Below are 14,287 nucleotides of genomic sequence, written 5' to 3' on the forward strand. Positions count from 1 at the left end.
ATCCCTTTTTATTCGAGGTGTAGAGGGAGCTCTGCCCCTAAGCCCATGGTGAGCGCACTAGGCGCCGCCCTATACAGTGACGCGCTGCATAAAAGTTTCCAAAGGGGGATCGGTTCACCCATTGTTAAACATATAATTGGGGCGGTTACAGCCACTGTCCCCCTATTAAGGAGTCTCACTGACATGGAATTCATCTCCCGCCACCTAGGGCCGGATTCTGCGGAGCAGGCCACCATGCTTGCGAAGGTAGGCTACGACAGCGTGGACGCGCTGGTCGATGCCGCCATTCCGTCAAAGATCCGCGCCGCAGAACTGCCTCAGCTTCCTGAGGCACTCTCGGAAGATGAGGCGCAGGCTACATTGCGGGAGTACGCCAACCAGAACACCGTGCTGAAGTCCTTCTATGGACAAGGCTTTTCTGACACCCTCACCCCCGCGGTCATCCGCCGCGGTTTATTGGAAGATGCGGGATGGTACACCGCCTATACCCCGTATCAGCCAGAGATCTCCCAGGGTCGTCTTGAAGCGCTGTTGAACTTCCAGACCATGATTGAGTCCCTGACCGGTCTGCCCATCGCGAATGCATCCTTGCTGGATGAGGCCTCCGCCACCGCGGAAGCCGTGGGGCTTATGTCCCGCGCGGTCAAGAAGGGGCGCCGCGTGGTGCTGGATTCTCGCCTGCACCCGCAGGTGCTTACCGTCGCCGCGGAGCGCGCCCGCGCGATTGACCTCGAGGTAGAAATCGTGGACCTGCGCGAAGGCCTCGTGGGCGAGGATCTCATCGGCGCAGTAATCGCCTACACCGGCACCGAGGGCGATATCTTTGACCCCTCCACCATCATCGAGGAGCTACACACCCGCGGCGCACTGGCTACCGTGGCCACCGACCCACTTTCTTTGCTCCTGTTGGAGGCACCTGGCTCGCTGGGCGCCGATATTGTGCTCGGCTCTTCCCAGCGCTTTGGCGTTCCGCTCTTCTTCGGCGGCCCGCACGCTGCCTACATGGCGGTCACGGAAAAGCTCAAGCGCCAGATGCCTGGCCGCATCGTGGGCGTGTCCAAGGACGCGGATGGTCGCCCTGCTTACCGCCTGGCACTACAGACCCGCGAGCAGCACATTCGCCGCGAACGCGCTACTTCCAATATCTGTACTGCGCAGGCGCTACTGGCCAACGTCGCCTCCATGTACGCCGTATACCACGGCCCGCAAGGTCTCAAGGCCATTGCCCAGCGCGTCCACGCGCTCGCTTCCTCCTTTGCACAGTCCGTCAAGGATGCGGGACAGCAACTAGTCTCCGAGGACTTCTTCGATACCGTTACTGTTTCCGGCATAGACGCCGCCACCATCAAGGCTGACCTCCAAGAAGAGGGCTACCTCGTGCGTACCATCGGCGAGGATAAGGTATCGGTGTCCTTTGGTGAGTCGGCGACCAAGGGGGACGTCGCCAAGCTCGCCCAAGCCTTCGGTGCCGATGCTACTGAGGCCGACTTTGCCCTGCCGGACAAGCTGCAGCGTGGCGAGGAGCCGCTCCAACACGAGATCTTCAACCACATCCACTCCGAGACCCAGATGCTGCGCTACCTGCGAAAGCTAGCCGATAAGGACTTGGCGCTCGACCGCACCATGATCCCGCTGGGCTCCTGCACCATGAAGCTCAACCCCACCGCCGCCATGGAACCCATCTCCTGGCCGGAGTTTGCAGGCATCCACCCCTACGCGCCAGAGGAAACGACCGCCGGTTGGCGCGCACTGGTAGAAGAGATTGAGGGGTGGCTGGCCGAGGTCACCGGCTACGCCAAGGTCTCCATCCAGCCCAATGCCGGCTCCCAGGGCGAGCTGGCGGGTCTTTTGGCCATCCGCCGCTACCACGTAGCCAATGGCGATAACGAGCGCGATGTAGTGCTCATCCCAGCCTCCGCGCACGGTACCAATGCGGCCTCGGCAACGCTGGCTAACCTGCGCGTTGTAGTGGTGAAGACCGCCGAGGACGGCTCTATTGACCTGGCGGATTTGGATGACAAGATTGCCAAGCACAGCAACCACATTGCCGGCATCATGGTGACCTACCCGTCCACCCACGGTGTCTTCGATCCGGAGGTCCGCGACGTATGCGATAAGGTCCACGCGGTGGGCGGACAAGTCTATATCGACGGTGCGAATATGAACGCGCTGACCGGCTGGGCCCGCCCAGGCCAGTTCGGCGGCGATGTGTCCCACCTCAACCTGCACAAGACCTTTACCATTCCGCATGGCGGTGGCGGCCCAGGCGTGGGTCCGGTCGCAGTGGCCGAGCACCTCATCCCCTTCCTGCCCACCAACGCCGCGGATCCGCAGCTGGATGCCACCGCCGCTACCCCAGTAGGCCAGGGCGTGCCGATTACCAATACCAAGTACGGCTCGGCGGGTGTGCTGCCGATTTCCTGGGCGTACCTCACCATGACCGGTGCGCAAGGACTGGCACAAGCCTCCGCCCACGCCATTTTGGGCGCGAATTACCTGGCCAAGTCCTTGGAAGATTCCTTCCCTGTGCTTTACACCGGCAACGCTGGCTTGGTGGCACACGAGTGCATCCTGGATCTGCGCGCGCTTACTGACGCCTCCGGGGTCACCGCCGCCGACGTAGCCAAGCGCCTCGTGGACTTTGGTTTCCACGCCCCTACCCTTGCCTTCCCGGTGGCCGGAACCCTCATGGTCGAGCCCACCGAGTCTGAAGACTTGGGCGAACTGGACCGCTTCATCGAGGCAATGCGCACCATTCGCGCCGAGATTCAAGAGATCATCGACGGCGAGGTTTCCTACGAGGGCTCCGTTATTCACCACGCACCATTTACCGCGGAGTCCATCGGCTCCGATACGTGGGAGTTCGCCTTCAGCCGCGAAAAGGCCGCGTGGCCCGTGAAATCCCTGCGTCACAGCTACAAGTACTTCCCGCCGGTGCGCCGCATCGACGAGGCCTACGGCGACCGCAACCTAGTATGCAGCTGCCCACCACCAGAAGCTTTCGACATCGACGATTCTGAGGAGTAACCATGACCGAACTACTTACCTCCCCGCTTCATGCCGAGCACGAGAAGCTCGGCGCCACTTTCACGGCCTTCGGCCCGTGGAACATGCCCTTGAAGTACCAGAACGAGCTGGATGAGCACCGCGCGGTGCGCAGCACCGCTGGCCTCTTTGATCTGTCCCACATGGGCGAGATCTGGGTCAACGGCACCGACGCCGACAAGTTCTTGTCTTATGCCTTTATCTCCAACTTTGAGCCACTCAAGGTGGGCAAGGCCAAGTACTCCATGATTGCCGCTGAAGACGGCGGCATCATCGATGACCTGATTACCTACCGCTTTGAAGAGGACAAATTCCTCGTCGTGCCGAATGCCGGCAATGCCGATACCGTGTGGGACGAACTCAATAAGCGCGCTGAGGGATTCGATGTTTCCCTGAAGAACGAGTCCCGCGACGTCGCCATGATCGCCGTCCAGGGCCCTAAGGCCGCAGAAATCCTCGTGCCGCTAGTAGAAGACAATAAGCAGGACGAGGTATATAACCTCGGCTACTACGCTGCCACCATGGGCAAGGTAGCGCGCACCTTCGCCATTATCGCGCGCACCGGCTACACCGGTGAGGATGGCTTCGAGCTCATCGTGTATAACTCCGATGCCCCGCAGCTGTGGGAAGAACTGCTCAAGGCCGGCGCGGAATACGACCTCAAGCCGTGCGGCCTTGCCGCCCGCGATTCCCTGCGCCTCGAGGCCGGCATGCCGCTCTATGGCAACGAGCTCTCTCGCGATATCACCCCGGTAGAGGCGGGCATGGCGCGTGCCTTTGCCAAGAAGGAGGCCGATTTCGTCGGCGCCGAGGTCATCCGCCAGCGCGCCGCCGAAGGCCCACAGGTGGCGATCACCGGCCTCACCTCCACGCAGCGCCGCGCCGCGCGCGCCGGAGCCGAAGTATTCGTGGGAGACAAGAAGGTCGGAACCGTCACCTCCGGCCAGCCTTCCCCCACCCTGGGGCACCCAGTGGCTATCGCGCTGCTGGAAACCAGCGCCGAACTCGAGCCTAGCGCCGAAGTCGAGGTAGATATTCGCGGCAAGCGCTATCCTTTTGAAGTAACCGCGTTGCCGTTCTACAAGCGCGACAAGTAAACATCTTCTCAACCAGCCCGAAAGGACTACATCACCATGGCTACCCTTCCACAAGATTTCTCCTACTCCGAAGACCACGAGTGGGTCAACGCCACCGCTGACGCCGTCGCAGGCGCTACCGTGCGCATCGGCATTACCTCCGTCGCTGCCGATCGCCTGGGCGAGGTTGTCTTCGCCGAGCTACCGGAGGTAGGCGATACCGTCACCGCCAGCGAGTCCTGCGGCGAGGTCGAGTCCACCAAGTCCGTCTCTGACCTCTACTCCCCTGTCACCGGCACCGTCAAGGCCGTTAACGAGGCCGTGCACGATGACTACGCGGTCATCAACAACGACCCGTTTGGTGAGGGCTGGCTCTTCGAGGTCGAGGTAGATGAGGCCGGCGAGCTCATGGATGCCGGCGCCTACGCATCCGCTAACGGCCTGGACTAATTCGGCCCCATGCGGGAGGGTGTGCCATGCGCATCCTCCCGCTTTGCTTTGCCCACCGCACCAGAGGAAACTTTGAGGCTATGACTGCACCACGCGATCCTTTCTTCCCCGCCGAGCGCTCCATCCGCGCCTCCGATAAGCCACTAGAGGTCCGTTTCTTGGGCCGGATGGACTACCAAGAGGCGTGGGATTACCAGGCCGAGATAGCAGCTGCCCGCGCCAAGGGCGAGCAAGGCGACGTGGTGCTTGTAGTCGAGCACCCGAACGTCTATACCGCCGGCAAGCGCACCCAGCCAGAGGATATGCCGGATAATGGCCTGCCCGTTATCACCGTGGACCGCGGCGGGCGCATCACCTGGCATGGCGAGGGCCAGCTGGTCATCTACCCCATTATCAAACTGGCCGAGCCTGTCGACGTCGTCGACTATGTCCGCCGCTTAGAGGAAGCCACCATCCAGACCGTGCGACAGATGGGAGTGACCACCGCTGGGCGCATCGACGGCCGCTCAGGTGTTTGGGTCCCCTCCACCACGCAGGCCAAGGATCCATCCGCGCCGAAACGCGACCGCAAGATTGCCGCGCTCGGCATCCGCATTACCCGCGGGGTGACCATGCACGGCTTGGCGCTCAATTGCTGCAATACGCTGGACTATTACGACCACATTGTGGCCTGTGGCATCGACGACGCCGACGTCACCACCCTGTCCCTAGAACTGGGCCACCAGGTCAGCCTCGAGGACGCCACGCAGCCGCTGTTGGAAGCGCTGGACGACGCCCTCTCGGGTCGTCTCATCGTTGCCGACCACACCTTCGGCTCAGCCCCGGATCCCACGAAGCTGGCGAATGAAAGGGCACGGGAGAGGCGTCGGCAAGCGCGGCACTAGCCCTCGTTCGGGGCTGGCGCGGAATAGGATGTGACCCCGGCGACTTATACCTAGAAGAGCTATTAGCCATCACCACCGTCAACCGATAAAGTGAGTTTTTGTGACTATAAAGCCTGAAGGACGCAAGATGCTCCGCATTGAAAAGAAGAATGCGGAGTCACCCATCGAACAAAAGCCACGCTGGATCCGCAACCAGGTCCGCACTGGCCCGGGCTACGAGGACATGAAATCCCGTGTGGCCGGCGCCTCCCTGCACACCGTGTGCCAAGAGGCAGGCTGCCCGAATATTCACGAGTGCTGGGAATCCCGCGAGGCTACGTTCCTTATCGGTGGCGATAAGTGCACCCGCCGCTGCGACTTCTGCGATATTGCCACCGGAAAGCCGGAAGAATTAGACCGCGACGAGCCGCGCCGCGTGGCCGAAAATATCCGGGAAATGGATCTTAACTACACCACCATTACCGGCGTTACCCGCGACGATCTCCCGGATGAGGGCGCTTGGCTCTATGCCGAGGTGGTGCGCAAGATTCACGAGCTTAACCCGCATACCGGCGTGGAAAACCTCACCCCGGATTTCTCCGGCAAGCCGGACCTTTTGGAAGAGGTCTTTGAAGCCAAGCCAGAGGTCTTCGCCCACAACTTGGAAACCGTGCCGCGCATCTTTAAGCGCATCCGCCCGGCCTTCCGCTACGAGCGCTCCTTGGACGTTATCCGCCAGGCCCACGACTATGGCCTGATTACCAAGTCCAACCTGATTTTGGGCATGGGCGAGACCGAGGATGAGGTCGAGGAAGCATTGCGTGACCTGCGCTCTGCTGGCTGCGATATCATCACCATCACCCAGTACCTGCGCCCCGGCCCGCGCTTCCACCCGATTGAGCGCTGGGTGCGGCCAGAGGAATTCGTCGCCCACTCCAAACTGGCCAAGGAGCTCGGCTTCGGCGGCGTCATGTCCGGCCCGCTGGTGCGCTCGTCCTACCGCGCCGGCCGCCTCTACGTGCAGGCCATGGAAAAGCGCGGCTTCGAGCTTCCAGAAAACCTCAAGCATCTTGCCGAGACCTCCCAGGGTGCCACCGCCCAAGAGGCCTCCACTCTGCTGGAGAAGTACGGCCCATCGGAAGAGACTCCTGTGACCACCCGCATGGCCAAGACCCCGGCTAATGCGAATTCAGCGGCGGCCACCATCCGCTAAACCGAACGTTTTCACAACGGCCTGCGTTTTCGCGTGGGCCGTTTTAACATTTATGCCCGTTGACCTTTAAAGTAGGAGCCATGGCGAAAGATGACAAGGCAGCACTAAAGGCTGCAAAGAAGCAAGAACGCGCGGCCAAGCGCCAGCAGCGTAAGCAAACCTGGTCCCAGATGTGGCAAGCATTCAATATGCAGCGCAAGCAGGATAAAGCGCTTATCCCTATCATGCTGGGTGCCTTCCTGGGCATGGGCTTGCTCTTCTTCCTCATTGGCCGGCTTTTTGGCGGCCAATGGTTCATGCTCATCCTCGGCTTGGGCATCGGCGCGCTGCTCGCCATGTTCCTCTTTACCCGCCGCCTTGAGCGCGATATGTACAAGCGCGTGGAGGACCAACCGGGCGCTGCCGGCTGGGCGCTGGAGCAGCAGCTGCGCAATACGGTGGGTATCGTGTGGTCCGTAAAGACCGGTGTGGCCGCTACCCGCCAGCAGGATCTTATCCACCGCGTCATCGGCAACGCCGGCGTCATCTTCGTGTGCGAGGGCAATAAGAACCGTGTCCGCCCCACCTTGAACCAGCTGAAGAAGCGTGTAGACAAGATCGCCGGCGGCGTTCCCATCTACGAAATCTTCGTGGGCAACGGCGAGGACGAGGTTCCCGTATCCAAGCTGCGCAATAAGGTCATGAAGCTGCCACGCAACTTCAATAAGAACGAAACCTACGACAACATCCGCCGCATCGAGGCCATGGACTCCATGCCGGGTACCACCCCGGGTATGCCCAAGGGCCCGATGCCCCACCAGGCGCAGAACATGGCGGGCATGAACCGCCGCATGCGCCGCGCCCAGCAGCGCAAGAAGAATAAATAAGCGCTAAAGCTAATCCCTGCTACACCGTCTACGGCGTAGCAGGGATTTTCTTATGCCTTTGAAAGCAGGCTGTTTAGGAGCGAATAACGATGGTACCGGTGGCGCGGTCATGCATTCCGCGTCCATCCGCATCAACCATGGCCGCTGGGAACAGCACACCTGTGAGCACTGTGCGCAGCGCCGCGCGCCAAAGGCCCACGCGGGCACCGGGGACATCGAGTCGCGCCACGCCCATACCCAACAGCAGCATGCCGGGGGTGCGAGCAAAGAGCCAACCACACACGATGCCCATGATGACCCACAGGGCGTAGCCCAAGAAAGCCACGCCCCCAAGTTCCGTGGTGAACATGTGGATCAGGTTGGCAATGAGCATGCACACGATCCAGTCAATGGCCACGGCGCCGGCGCGGCGGCCAACGGGGGCCAGTGACCCCGGCCCAGACTCCGGAAGGCCGAGCTTTTCGCCCGGCCAGCGGCCGGGGCCTTCCATGTCATCGTATTCGCCCGGAATATTCGGCCCGTCGAGCCACGTACGCTTATCTGCCATGCTCACCAATCTAGCGGGCACAAAGTGAGATGTGAAACGAGGGGAATCGCGATGCCCACGGTGAGAACCTAGTAGGCTATAGAGAGACAATTCACCGGTCAACAACGAGGAGACAAACGTGTCTTTCGAGACAGTGCAGGACATCGTCCAATTCATTAAGGACGAGGACGTAAAGTTCGTCGATATCCGCTTTACGGACGTCCCAGGCACCGAGCACCACTTTTCCATCCCAGCAGATGAGTTCACCGTAGAAGATGCCGAAAATGGCCTTGCCTTCGACGGCTCCTCAATCCGCGGATTCACCACCATCGATGAGTCCGATATGACCCTGCTGCCGGATCCAGCCACCGCGCATATCGATCCGTTCCGCACGGCCAAGACCCTGAATATCAAGTTCTTCGTCCACGACCCATTTACCTTTGAGCCTTTCTCCCGCGACCCGCGCAACATCGCGCGCAAGGCGGAAGAGTACCTGCAGTCCACCGGCATTGCCGATACTTGCAACTTTGGCGCTGAGGCCGAGTTCTACCTCTTTGACTCCGTGCGTTATGCCACCGATGCCCACCACGGTTTCTATGAGGTGGACTCCGATGAGGGTTGGTGGAACCGCGATAAGGAAACCAACTTCGACGGCACCCCGAACACCGGCTACAAGACGCGCATGAAGGGCGGCTACTTCCCCACCGCGCCGTATGACAAGCACGGTGAGGTGCGCGATGCCATGGTAGAGAACCTGCAAAAGGTTGGCTTCCAAATCGAGCGCTTCCACCACGAGGTCGGCGCCGGCCAGAATGAGATCAACTACCGCTTCAACTCCATGTTGCACGCGGGCGATGACATCCAGACTTTCAAATACGTGATTAAGCAGACTGCGGCACAGTGGGGCAAGACCGCAACTTTCATGCCCAAGCCGCTGGCCGGCGATAATGGTTCTGGCATGCACGCCCACATGTCCCTGTGGAAGGACGGCAAGCCTCTCTTCCACGACGAGGCTGGCTACGCAGGCCTTTCCGATATCGCCCGCTACTACATCGGCGGTGTCCTCCACCACGCTGGTGCAGTTCTCGCGTTCACCAACCCGACGCTGAACTCCTACCACCGCCTGGTGCCGGGCTTCGAGGCCCCGATTAACCTGGTGTACTCCCAGCGCAACCGCTCGGCCGCAATCCGTATCCCGATTACCGGTTCCAACCCGAAGGCCAAGCGCATCGAGTTCCGCGCACCGGATCCATCCGGCAACCCGTACTTGGGCTTTGCCGCCATGATGATGGCCGGCATCGACGGCGTAAAGAACCGCATTGAGCCGCACGCTCCAGTTGATAAGGACCTCTACGAGCTGCCGCCAGCAGAGGCTGAGTCCATCCCACAGGCACCGACCTCCCTCGAGGCTTCCCTCAAGGCCCTGCAGGAGGACATGGACTTCCTCACCGAAGGCGATGTCTTCACCGAGGATCTCATCGAGACCTACATCAACTACAAGTACGAGAACGAGATTAACCCGGTTCGCCTGCGTCCTACCCCGCAGGAGTTTGAGATGTACTACGACTGCTGATTTTTAGGTCTTGGTCCCGTGGTCTGTGGCTTCCTTATCACCGCAGGCCACGGGACTTTAATATTTCCTACTATGTCGGTGCCAAAGCAAACTGCGGGATCTTCGCGGGATAGAGAGAAGACCAACCAGCGCTACAACCTGAAAGATGCCCACGAACTTGGCCATTTGAATAGCGCTAAGTATTCATCGCCTCCCCCATTCTGTGAAGCAGCTAAACCTCGCAGTTACTTAATTCTCTGCGCTGGCCGCGAGAAAGTACCAACCTCGATCGTTTCATTCGAGACCAGCTGTTGGCCTCTATTGCTCAATATGCGAGCGGATTAGGCGTTCTTCTGACTAGCCATACGTACCCGCTCAAGCATCCTTTGATTTTCCTCTTTTTGAAGCAACGAACCTGGCCGTGCTATGACTCGGCGCTCTCTATTTAAAACCTCAGAGTGATGAAGGTCGTCGATACTGCGCTGCCATAAATGGAGTTTTGATTCGTGAGTAAAAGCCCCGAATGCTGCTTGTAGTTCGCGAGCCTCGGCAATCCATGCGTATCTCGAGTCTTCCACCAGCTGGTATTCGATTGCGCGTTTAATCATGGCGCAGACCCAATCGGCAAACTGAATATTTGCGGATAGCTGGCTATCGATATGCATCGGCGGCTCCACAATTCTACGCATCTCTTCATGCCATGAAGCACGGCCGAGAATATGTGCATACATTGCTGGCAGACGCTGCTTTCGCGACTTTTCATTGATTTGGTCCATCAAGACAAGTACAGATTCATCGTTCGCATCTGCCGCACGCGCAAGCCGGTTCAGAGACTCGCGCATCGCAGACTCTTCTCTCCCCTTAAACTCATCTGGTCCGCAGTTCGTTTCCTTGGGAGTACCCAGTGGCTTTTCCTCCGCGTAGTAGAAGAGTTGACCTCCGAGATTCCTCAGCTTCGAAATTAATGAACCGAGTACTCGCAGATTTTGCCGTCGCTCCTCATACACCAATGCATAGAGTAAATCTGATCCCTTCTTTTCCCATTGGTTGGGATCAGTTCCTTTCGGAATTTCATGCTTGCACAACTGTTGCTTCGAATGAGCAAAATATGCACCAAAATCCCGAGCTTTATCTTCGGGTATCAGAAACCCGCCATACCCGAATGCGGGGCTGTCGGAGAATCTCTTATGCCGAGGATGGACAAATGCCCCAGTCTGTCCGATTTCATCGATATATGCTAGCAGCACCCAATTCTCCCGATAGCACAAAAGCCCACGCCAAGCGCAGGCTTTCGGAGTTGTTGCCCTGAGTATTCTTGCTTACGCTCAACTCTGGCTTACCGCTTAGATACTAGCACTCAAAGCGGCGTTTATCACCTCATTGGTCTTTCCTGTAACTTTGACCAATCCACCCGCGGTACCCAAAAATCGCCTGCTTGGCTCCCGAACACTTTCATAGTGCGACCCCAGACACACATTCACGTGGGATTGACCCCCGCCCCTATAGGCACGCTTAGCGAGAGTTCTCACCAGCAAAAACGACAGCAAAATTCTGATAATCCGACCGAAAGAAATTAACATGTGGGTGTGACAGATAGATTCCGCCAACTCCCAGCCCCTGGCCCCGCGTGGGGAGGCAGCCTCATGGGCACCTCCATCGTTTCGCGCCTGCTCGTGGAAGAAGGCATGATGATCCTGGCCGGCATTTTTGCCGCCATCGCGTGCGTCATCTTTGTCGTTCTCACCGCGGGCTTCTTGCGCTACCGCCACCCTAGCTTTGAGCGCACCACTATGGCGGAGTGGTCGATGTTTTTCATCGGAATCTTGGCGCTCGGTGCCGCGCTTTCCGGTTTGACGGATATCCCTACATTCCGTCTAGTGGGCTTTTGGATCGGTGGCCCGGTTACGGTTATCACGTGGGCTATCCAGCTCACGCGCTTTGATGGCGAACCGAAGTTCACCTGGGGCCTGCCGCTGGTCGGCCCTATGATTTCAGCTTCCGTTTCCGGTTGGCTAGCTAATGACTACGGCCCGCTCTACCACGTGATGGGTACGGTATTTTTCTTCATGTCCCTGGTGACGGCGGTGCCCACCTTCGCTCGCGTGTACTGGGCCGCATGGCACGGCAAGGTGGATTTCACCGGCGCGAAATCAGCCACCGCATGGGTCCCGCTAGGTGTAGTGGGCCAGTCCACGACGGCAATGCAGATTCTCTTCCCCGGCCCGGTGTCCATCTATTACGGCGTTACGGCGCTTATTATCGCCATTCCGCTGTCCATCTACGCGATGTTTACGTTCTATCCCAATGTGGCACGGTGGGTTCCGTACTCCCCGGCGTGGTGGTCCTGCACATTCCCGCCAGGAACCGTAAGCATGGGCGGCCACCAGCTAGCATTGGTCAATGGCTCCGAGCTTATCGACGCCATTGCGCTCACCATTCCCGTCCTCCTCACCGCCCACTGGATGCTGTGCTCCACCCGCTTCCTCAGCTGGGTGTGGGAGGGAAAGAAGGAAACCGGCCCTGAAGAACCACTCATTAAGACGGGTCCAGAAAGGTAGTAAGGAGGCGCAGCCACTATGCGAGACGTTAGCTTTGAACGAGGCAAGCGCCGCACACGCCGCCGCACGCGTGAAGCGCGACCGCGGCGCGAGCACTGGAGCAGGGAATACGCAATCTATGCGGAAGATTCCTGGGGCATAGATGACTTGGGCCCCGAGGGCGGCGAGAATTCCGTGCGCGCCTATTCCGGTGGCCGCGCAGATGGCAATCGTCGCCGGCGCCGCTGATGCATAATAGCTCCCCTATCACCTTCATCGCTTGGGATCGCGCCAACCTGGCTGCGGTGAGAGACGTACTCGCCGGCCTGCAGCGAGACGGCATATTCCTGCGCCGCGGCCACCTGCTCTTGGAGACGTCGTGGCTTGGCTCAGGCGCGCGGGACTTCTACGCCACTGCCTGGCGCTGGGGCGTGCAAGACTGCCCGCTCTTTTATGACCTAGCCCGGCGCGGCAAGCTCTTGGTCACTACCAGCGATACCGTGATTTCCTGCGGCGACAACGACAACATTGCCGATGCGCGCGCTGGCATTGTACAAGAGCTCATCGCTGCCGAGACCCCACAGCAATTGGGCGGGCTGCTTGCCGACGCCGCAGAAGACTAGCCCTACAGTCCCGGTTGCTCGCTGCGCTTCATCCAGCCCATGCGCGGGGCAAAACCGCGGGGATGTTTCATCTGCGCTACGGCGTCGGCAATCATGAGGCGGTGGCGGCGCGAAACGCTTTCGGGAAGCTTCGCCACGGAGAACCACCCAGCCTCGGTATTTTCTTCATCGCTGATGACCGGCTCTGCGCCATCCGCTACTGATACGCGCAGCGCCGTTCCCATAAAGGTGCACTCATCACCGTTGGGGTAGGTCACTGGTCCGGACTGCCCCACGCCCAAAAGGGCTTCCACCTTGGCGTCGAGCCCCACTTCCTCTTTGACTTCTCGCAGCGCGGTGGTGGTGATCTCCTCGCCTGGCTCGCAGATTCCTTCCACCGGGGTCCATGTACCGTTATCGGAACGCTTTACTAGGAGCACGGAGGGGACTTCCCAAAGCGCGGCGTCTGCCGGAACATCACGGATGATGATGGCGCTGCAGGCCGGCACGAAGATCTGCTCGTGGCCAATCTTTTCGCGCAGCTGAATAATAAAATCTGGAGTCGGCATGCCACCTAGCGTAGACCAGTGCGGCGCACTTAGACCACGGGTCCCAAGACCTCTTTAGCTAGAAGCTGAATATCGGTGGCCAACGTGAAAGACAGCTCCATGTCCGTCGGCGTGGTTTGGCAGGTGTGGCCTTCTTCGAGGCGTTGCGTCGTTCCCGAGACCACACCCACGATGGTTTGCTTTCCTTCTACTTCGCCGTACACCGGACCACCGGAGTCACCATTGGTACTGCATACGCGCGCCCTAGCGGCGAGCGAATCCCGCTGGAGTCCCTCCGAGTTCAGCTGCGCCATCTCTGCATCATGGGAAAGCGTGCCGCACGTCTCATCGGTCACGCGGCCAAGCTTGCACACCTGATGTGGCAGGTGAGCCAGGGAGGTGGCGACGCTATTGTCTACCGCCCCGGGGACATAATACTCAGCGCTGCCGGTGATCTCGATAAAGGCAACATCGAGGTCGTGGCTGTCTTCGGAATAGAAATCAGAGTAGATGACCTCGCCGATAGGTTCGGCGGGGTAGCTAAAGTTGCCGTCGGCGGTTCCGGCCCAGACCTTATCGCCGGGTTTGCCGCAATGGGAAGCGGTGACGGCGATCGTGCGGGCGTCGGCAAGCGTAAATGACCATGCCGCGGTACACGACTGGTAGTTGAAATAGGCGCCCGGCCGCGGTTCATCGCCGGAGAGGTCCAAGGCGGTGCCCGGCGCGAGCGGCGCCGTGGCCGGGGAATAGGACTCATTGGGAATGAGGTTTTTATAAGACAGGGCGGAGAAACTTGGTTCTTCCCCACCCCGTACCGGGCTGCAGGCCGCAAGGAACGCGGCTGTGCACGCTACAAAGACGCTAGTTGCTCTCCGCGTCCGCATCCCCGGCGTTGTCCTTATTATTTTCTTCCGCATCCATCTCCGCCTGGGCTTTGAGATCGCGGATGAACTTTTCCGGATCAAACTCGGTGTAGTGTTCCGGGCCGGCAAAATTTTCTAGGGCCATG

The 14,287-nt window shown here is 59.7% G+C and carries 15 protein-coding genes; 10 read left to right on the top strand and 5 right to left on the bottom strand.

Annotated features, from left to right (window positions below):
* Positions 1-183: 183 nt before the first annotated feature.
* From gcvP to RAE04_RS01655, 6 genes are all read left to right on the top strand, one after another.
* On the top strand, positions 184-3,027 hold the full coding sequence (gene gcvP, locus RAE04_RS01630) for an aminomethyl-transferring glycine dehydrogenase (RefSeq protein ID WP_317026203.1): 2,844 nt from the start codon (positions 184-186) through the stop codon (positions 3,025-3,027).
* Positions 3,028-3,029: 2 nt separating this feature from the next.
* Positions 3,030-4,142, top strand: a complete 1,113-nt coding sequence (gene gcvT / locus RAE04_RS01635; protein WP_317026204.1) for a glycine cleavage system aminomethyltransferase GcvT — start codon at positions 3,030-3,032, stop codon at positions 4,140-4,142.
* 36 nt (positions 4,143-4,178) lie between these two features.
* Complete coding sequence (gcvH, locus tag RAE04_RS01640; protein WP_049377710.1) at positions 4,179-4,571, top strand: glycine cleavage system protein GcvH; 393 nt, start codon at positions 4,179-4,181, stop codon at positions 4,569-4,571.
* Between the two features lie 80 nt (positions 4,572-4,651).
* Positions 4,652-5,455, top strand: a complete 804-nt coding sequence (gene lipB / locus RAE04_RS01645; protein ID WP_317026205.1) for a lipoyl(octanoyl) transferase LipB — start codon at positions 4,652-4,654, stop codon at positions 5,453-5,455.
* Between the two features lie 127 nt (positions 5,456-5,582).
* Positions 5,583-6,647, top strand: a complete 1,065-nt coding sequence (gene lipA, locus RAE04_RS01650; RefSeq protein ID WP_005327094.1) for a lipoyl synthase — start codon at positions 5,583-5,585, stop codon at positions 6,645-6,647.
* Positions 6,648-6,727: 80 nt separating this feature from the next.
* A complete protein-coding gene (locus RAE04_RS01655) occupies positions 6,728-7,513 on the top strand; it encodes a DUF4191 domain-containing protein (RefSeq protein WP_317026206.1) in 786 nt (261 codons plus the stop codon).
* Positions 7,514-7,586: 73 nt separating this feature from the next.
* On the opposite strand, the gene RAE04_RS01660 is transcribed toward RAE04_RS01655, so the two are convergent.
* The gene (locus RAE04_RS01660; RefSeq protein WP_049377713.1) at positions 7,587-8,060 is read right to left on the bottom strand and encodes an RDD family protein; all 474 of its coding nucleotides are present in this window, start codon (positions 8,058-8,060) and stop codon (positions 7,587-7,589) included.
* A 118-nt stretch (positions 8,061-8,178) separates the two neighbouring features.
* On the opposite strand from RAE04_RS01660, the gene glnA reads away from it, so the two are divergent.
* Positions 8,179-9,612, top strand: coding sequence for a type I glutamate--ammonia ligase (gene glnA / locus RAE04_RS01665; RefSeq protein WP_049377714.1), 1,434 nt, complete (start codon positions 8,179-8,181; stop codon positions 9,610-9,612).
* A gap of 320 nt (positions 9,613-9,932) precedes the next feature.
* Here the strand turns inward: glnA and RAE04_RS01670 are convergent, their stop codons facing one another.
* Positions 9,933-10,838, bottom strand: coding sequence for a DUF3800 domain-containing protein (locus RAE04_RS01670; protein ID WP_317026207.1), 906 nt, complete (start codon positions 10,836-10,838; stop codon positions 9,933-9,935).
* 339 nt (positions 10,839-11,177) lie between these two features.
* Between RAE04_RS01670 and RAE04_RS01675 the strand changes: the two genes are divergently transcribed.
* From RAE04_RS01675 to RAE04_RS01685, 3 genes are read left to right on the top strand one after another with little or no spacing between them, the layout of a single operon-like run.
* Positions 11,178-12,149 (top strand): TDT family transporter, encoded by a 972-nt coding sequence (locus RAE04_RS01675; RefSeq protein WP_317026208.1) that lies wholly within the window; start codon positions 11,178-11,180, stop codon positions 12,147-12,149.
* Between the two features lie 18 nt (positions 12,150-12,167).
* The gene (locus RAE04_RS01680) at positions 12,168-12,377 is read left to right on the top strand and encodes a hypothetical protein (protein WP_317026209.1); all 210 of its coding nucleotides are present in this window, start codon (positions 12,168-12,170) and stop codon (positions 12,375-12,377) included.
* Positions 12,377-12,751, top strand: a complete 375-nt coding sequence (locus RAE04_RS01685; protein ID WP_317026210.1) for a hypothetical protein — start codon at positions 12,377-12,379, stop codon at positions 12,749-12,751. Before RAE04_RS01680 ends, RAE04_RS01685 begins: the two co-directional genes overlap by 1 nt.
* Positions 12,752-12,753: 2 nt before the next feature.
* On the opposite strand, the gene RAE04_RS01690 is transcribed toward RAE04_RS01685, so the two are convergent.
* From RAE04_RS01690 to RAE04_RS01700, 3 genes are read right to left on the bottom strand one after another with little or no spacing between them, the layout of a single operon-like run.
* A complete protein-coding gene (locus RAE04_RS01690) occupies positions 12,754-13,299 on the bottom strand; it encodes an NUDIX hydrolase (RefSeq protein WP_198491733.1) in 546 nt (181 codons plus the stop codon).
* A gap of 29 nt (positions 13,300-13,328) precedes the next feature.
* The gene (locus RAE04_RS01695; protein ID WP_317026211.1) at positions 13,329-14,162 is read right to left on the bottom strand and encodes a trypsin-like serine protease; all 834 of its coding nucleotides are present in this window, start codon (positions 14,160-14,162) and stop codon (positions 13,329-13,331) included.
* Complete coding sequence (locus RAE04_RS01700; protein ID WP_317026212.1) at positions 14,140-14,286, bottom strand: hypothetical protein; 147 nt, start codon at positions 14,284-14,286, stop codon at positions 14,140-14,142. Before RAE04_RS01700 ends, RAE04_RS01695 begins: the two co-directional genes overlap by 23 nt.
* Position 14,287: the final 1 nt, after the last annotated feature.

The organism is Corynebacterium sp. CTNIH16 (assembly GCF_032821655.1).
GTDB classification, from domain to species: domain Bacteria; phylum Actinomycetota; class Actinomycetes; order Mycobacteriales; family Mycobacteriaceae; genus Corynebacterium; species Corynebacterium marquesiae.

Coding starts and splice junctions, on each gene's coding strand:
- RAE04_RS01695 (WP_317026211.1), bottom strand. CDS start 14,162: ATGCGGACGCGGAGAGCAACTAGCGTCTTTGTAGCGTGCACAGCCGCG.
- lipA (WP_005327094.1), top strand. CDS start 5,583: ATGCTCCGCATTGAAAAGAAGAATGCGGAGTCACCCATCGAACAAAAG.
- RAE04_RS01690 (WP_198491733.1), bottom strand. CDS start 13,299: ATGCCGACTCCAGATTTTATTATTCAGCTGCGCGAAAAGATTGGCCAC.
- gcvP (WP_317026203.1), top strand. CDS start 184: ATGGAATTCATCTCCCGCCACCTAGGGCCGGATTCTGCGGAGCAGGCC.
- RAE04_RS01680 (WP_317026209.1), top strand. CDS start 12,168: ATGCGAGACGTTAGCTTTGAACGAGGCAAGCGCCGCACACGCCGCCGC.
- lipB (WP_317026205.1), top strand. CDS start 4,652: ATGACTGCACCACGCGATCCTTTCTTCCCCGCCGAGCGCTCCATCCGC.
- gcvH (WP_049377710.1), top strand. CDS start 4,179: ATGGCTACCCTTCCACAAGATTTCTCCTACTCCGAAGACCACGAGTGG.
- RAE04_RS01685 (WP_317026210.1), top strand. CDS start 12,377: ATGCATAATAGCTCCCCTATCACCTTCATCGCTTGGGATCGCGCCAAC.
- RAE04_RS01700 (WP_317026212.1), bottom strand. CDS start 14,286: ATGGCCCTAGAAAATTTTGCCGGCCCGGAACACTACACCGAGTTTGAT.
- RAE04_RS01660 (WP_049377713.1), bottom strand. CDS start 8,060: ATGGCAGATAAGCGTACGTGGCTCGACGGGCCGAATATTCCGGGCGAA.
- gcvT (WP_317026204.1), top strand. CDS start 3,030: ATGACCGAACTACTTACCTCCCCGCTTCATGCCGAGCACGAGAAGCTC.
- RAE04_RS01655 (WP_317026206.1), top strand. CDS start 6,728: ATGGCGAAAGATGACAAGGCAGCACTAAAGGCTGCAAAGAAGCAAGAA.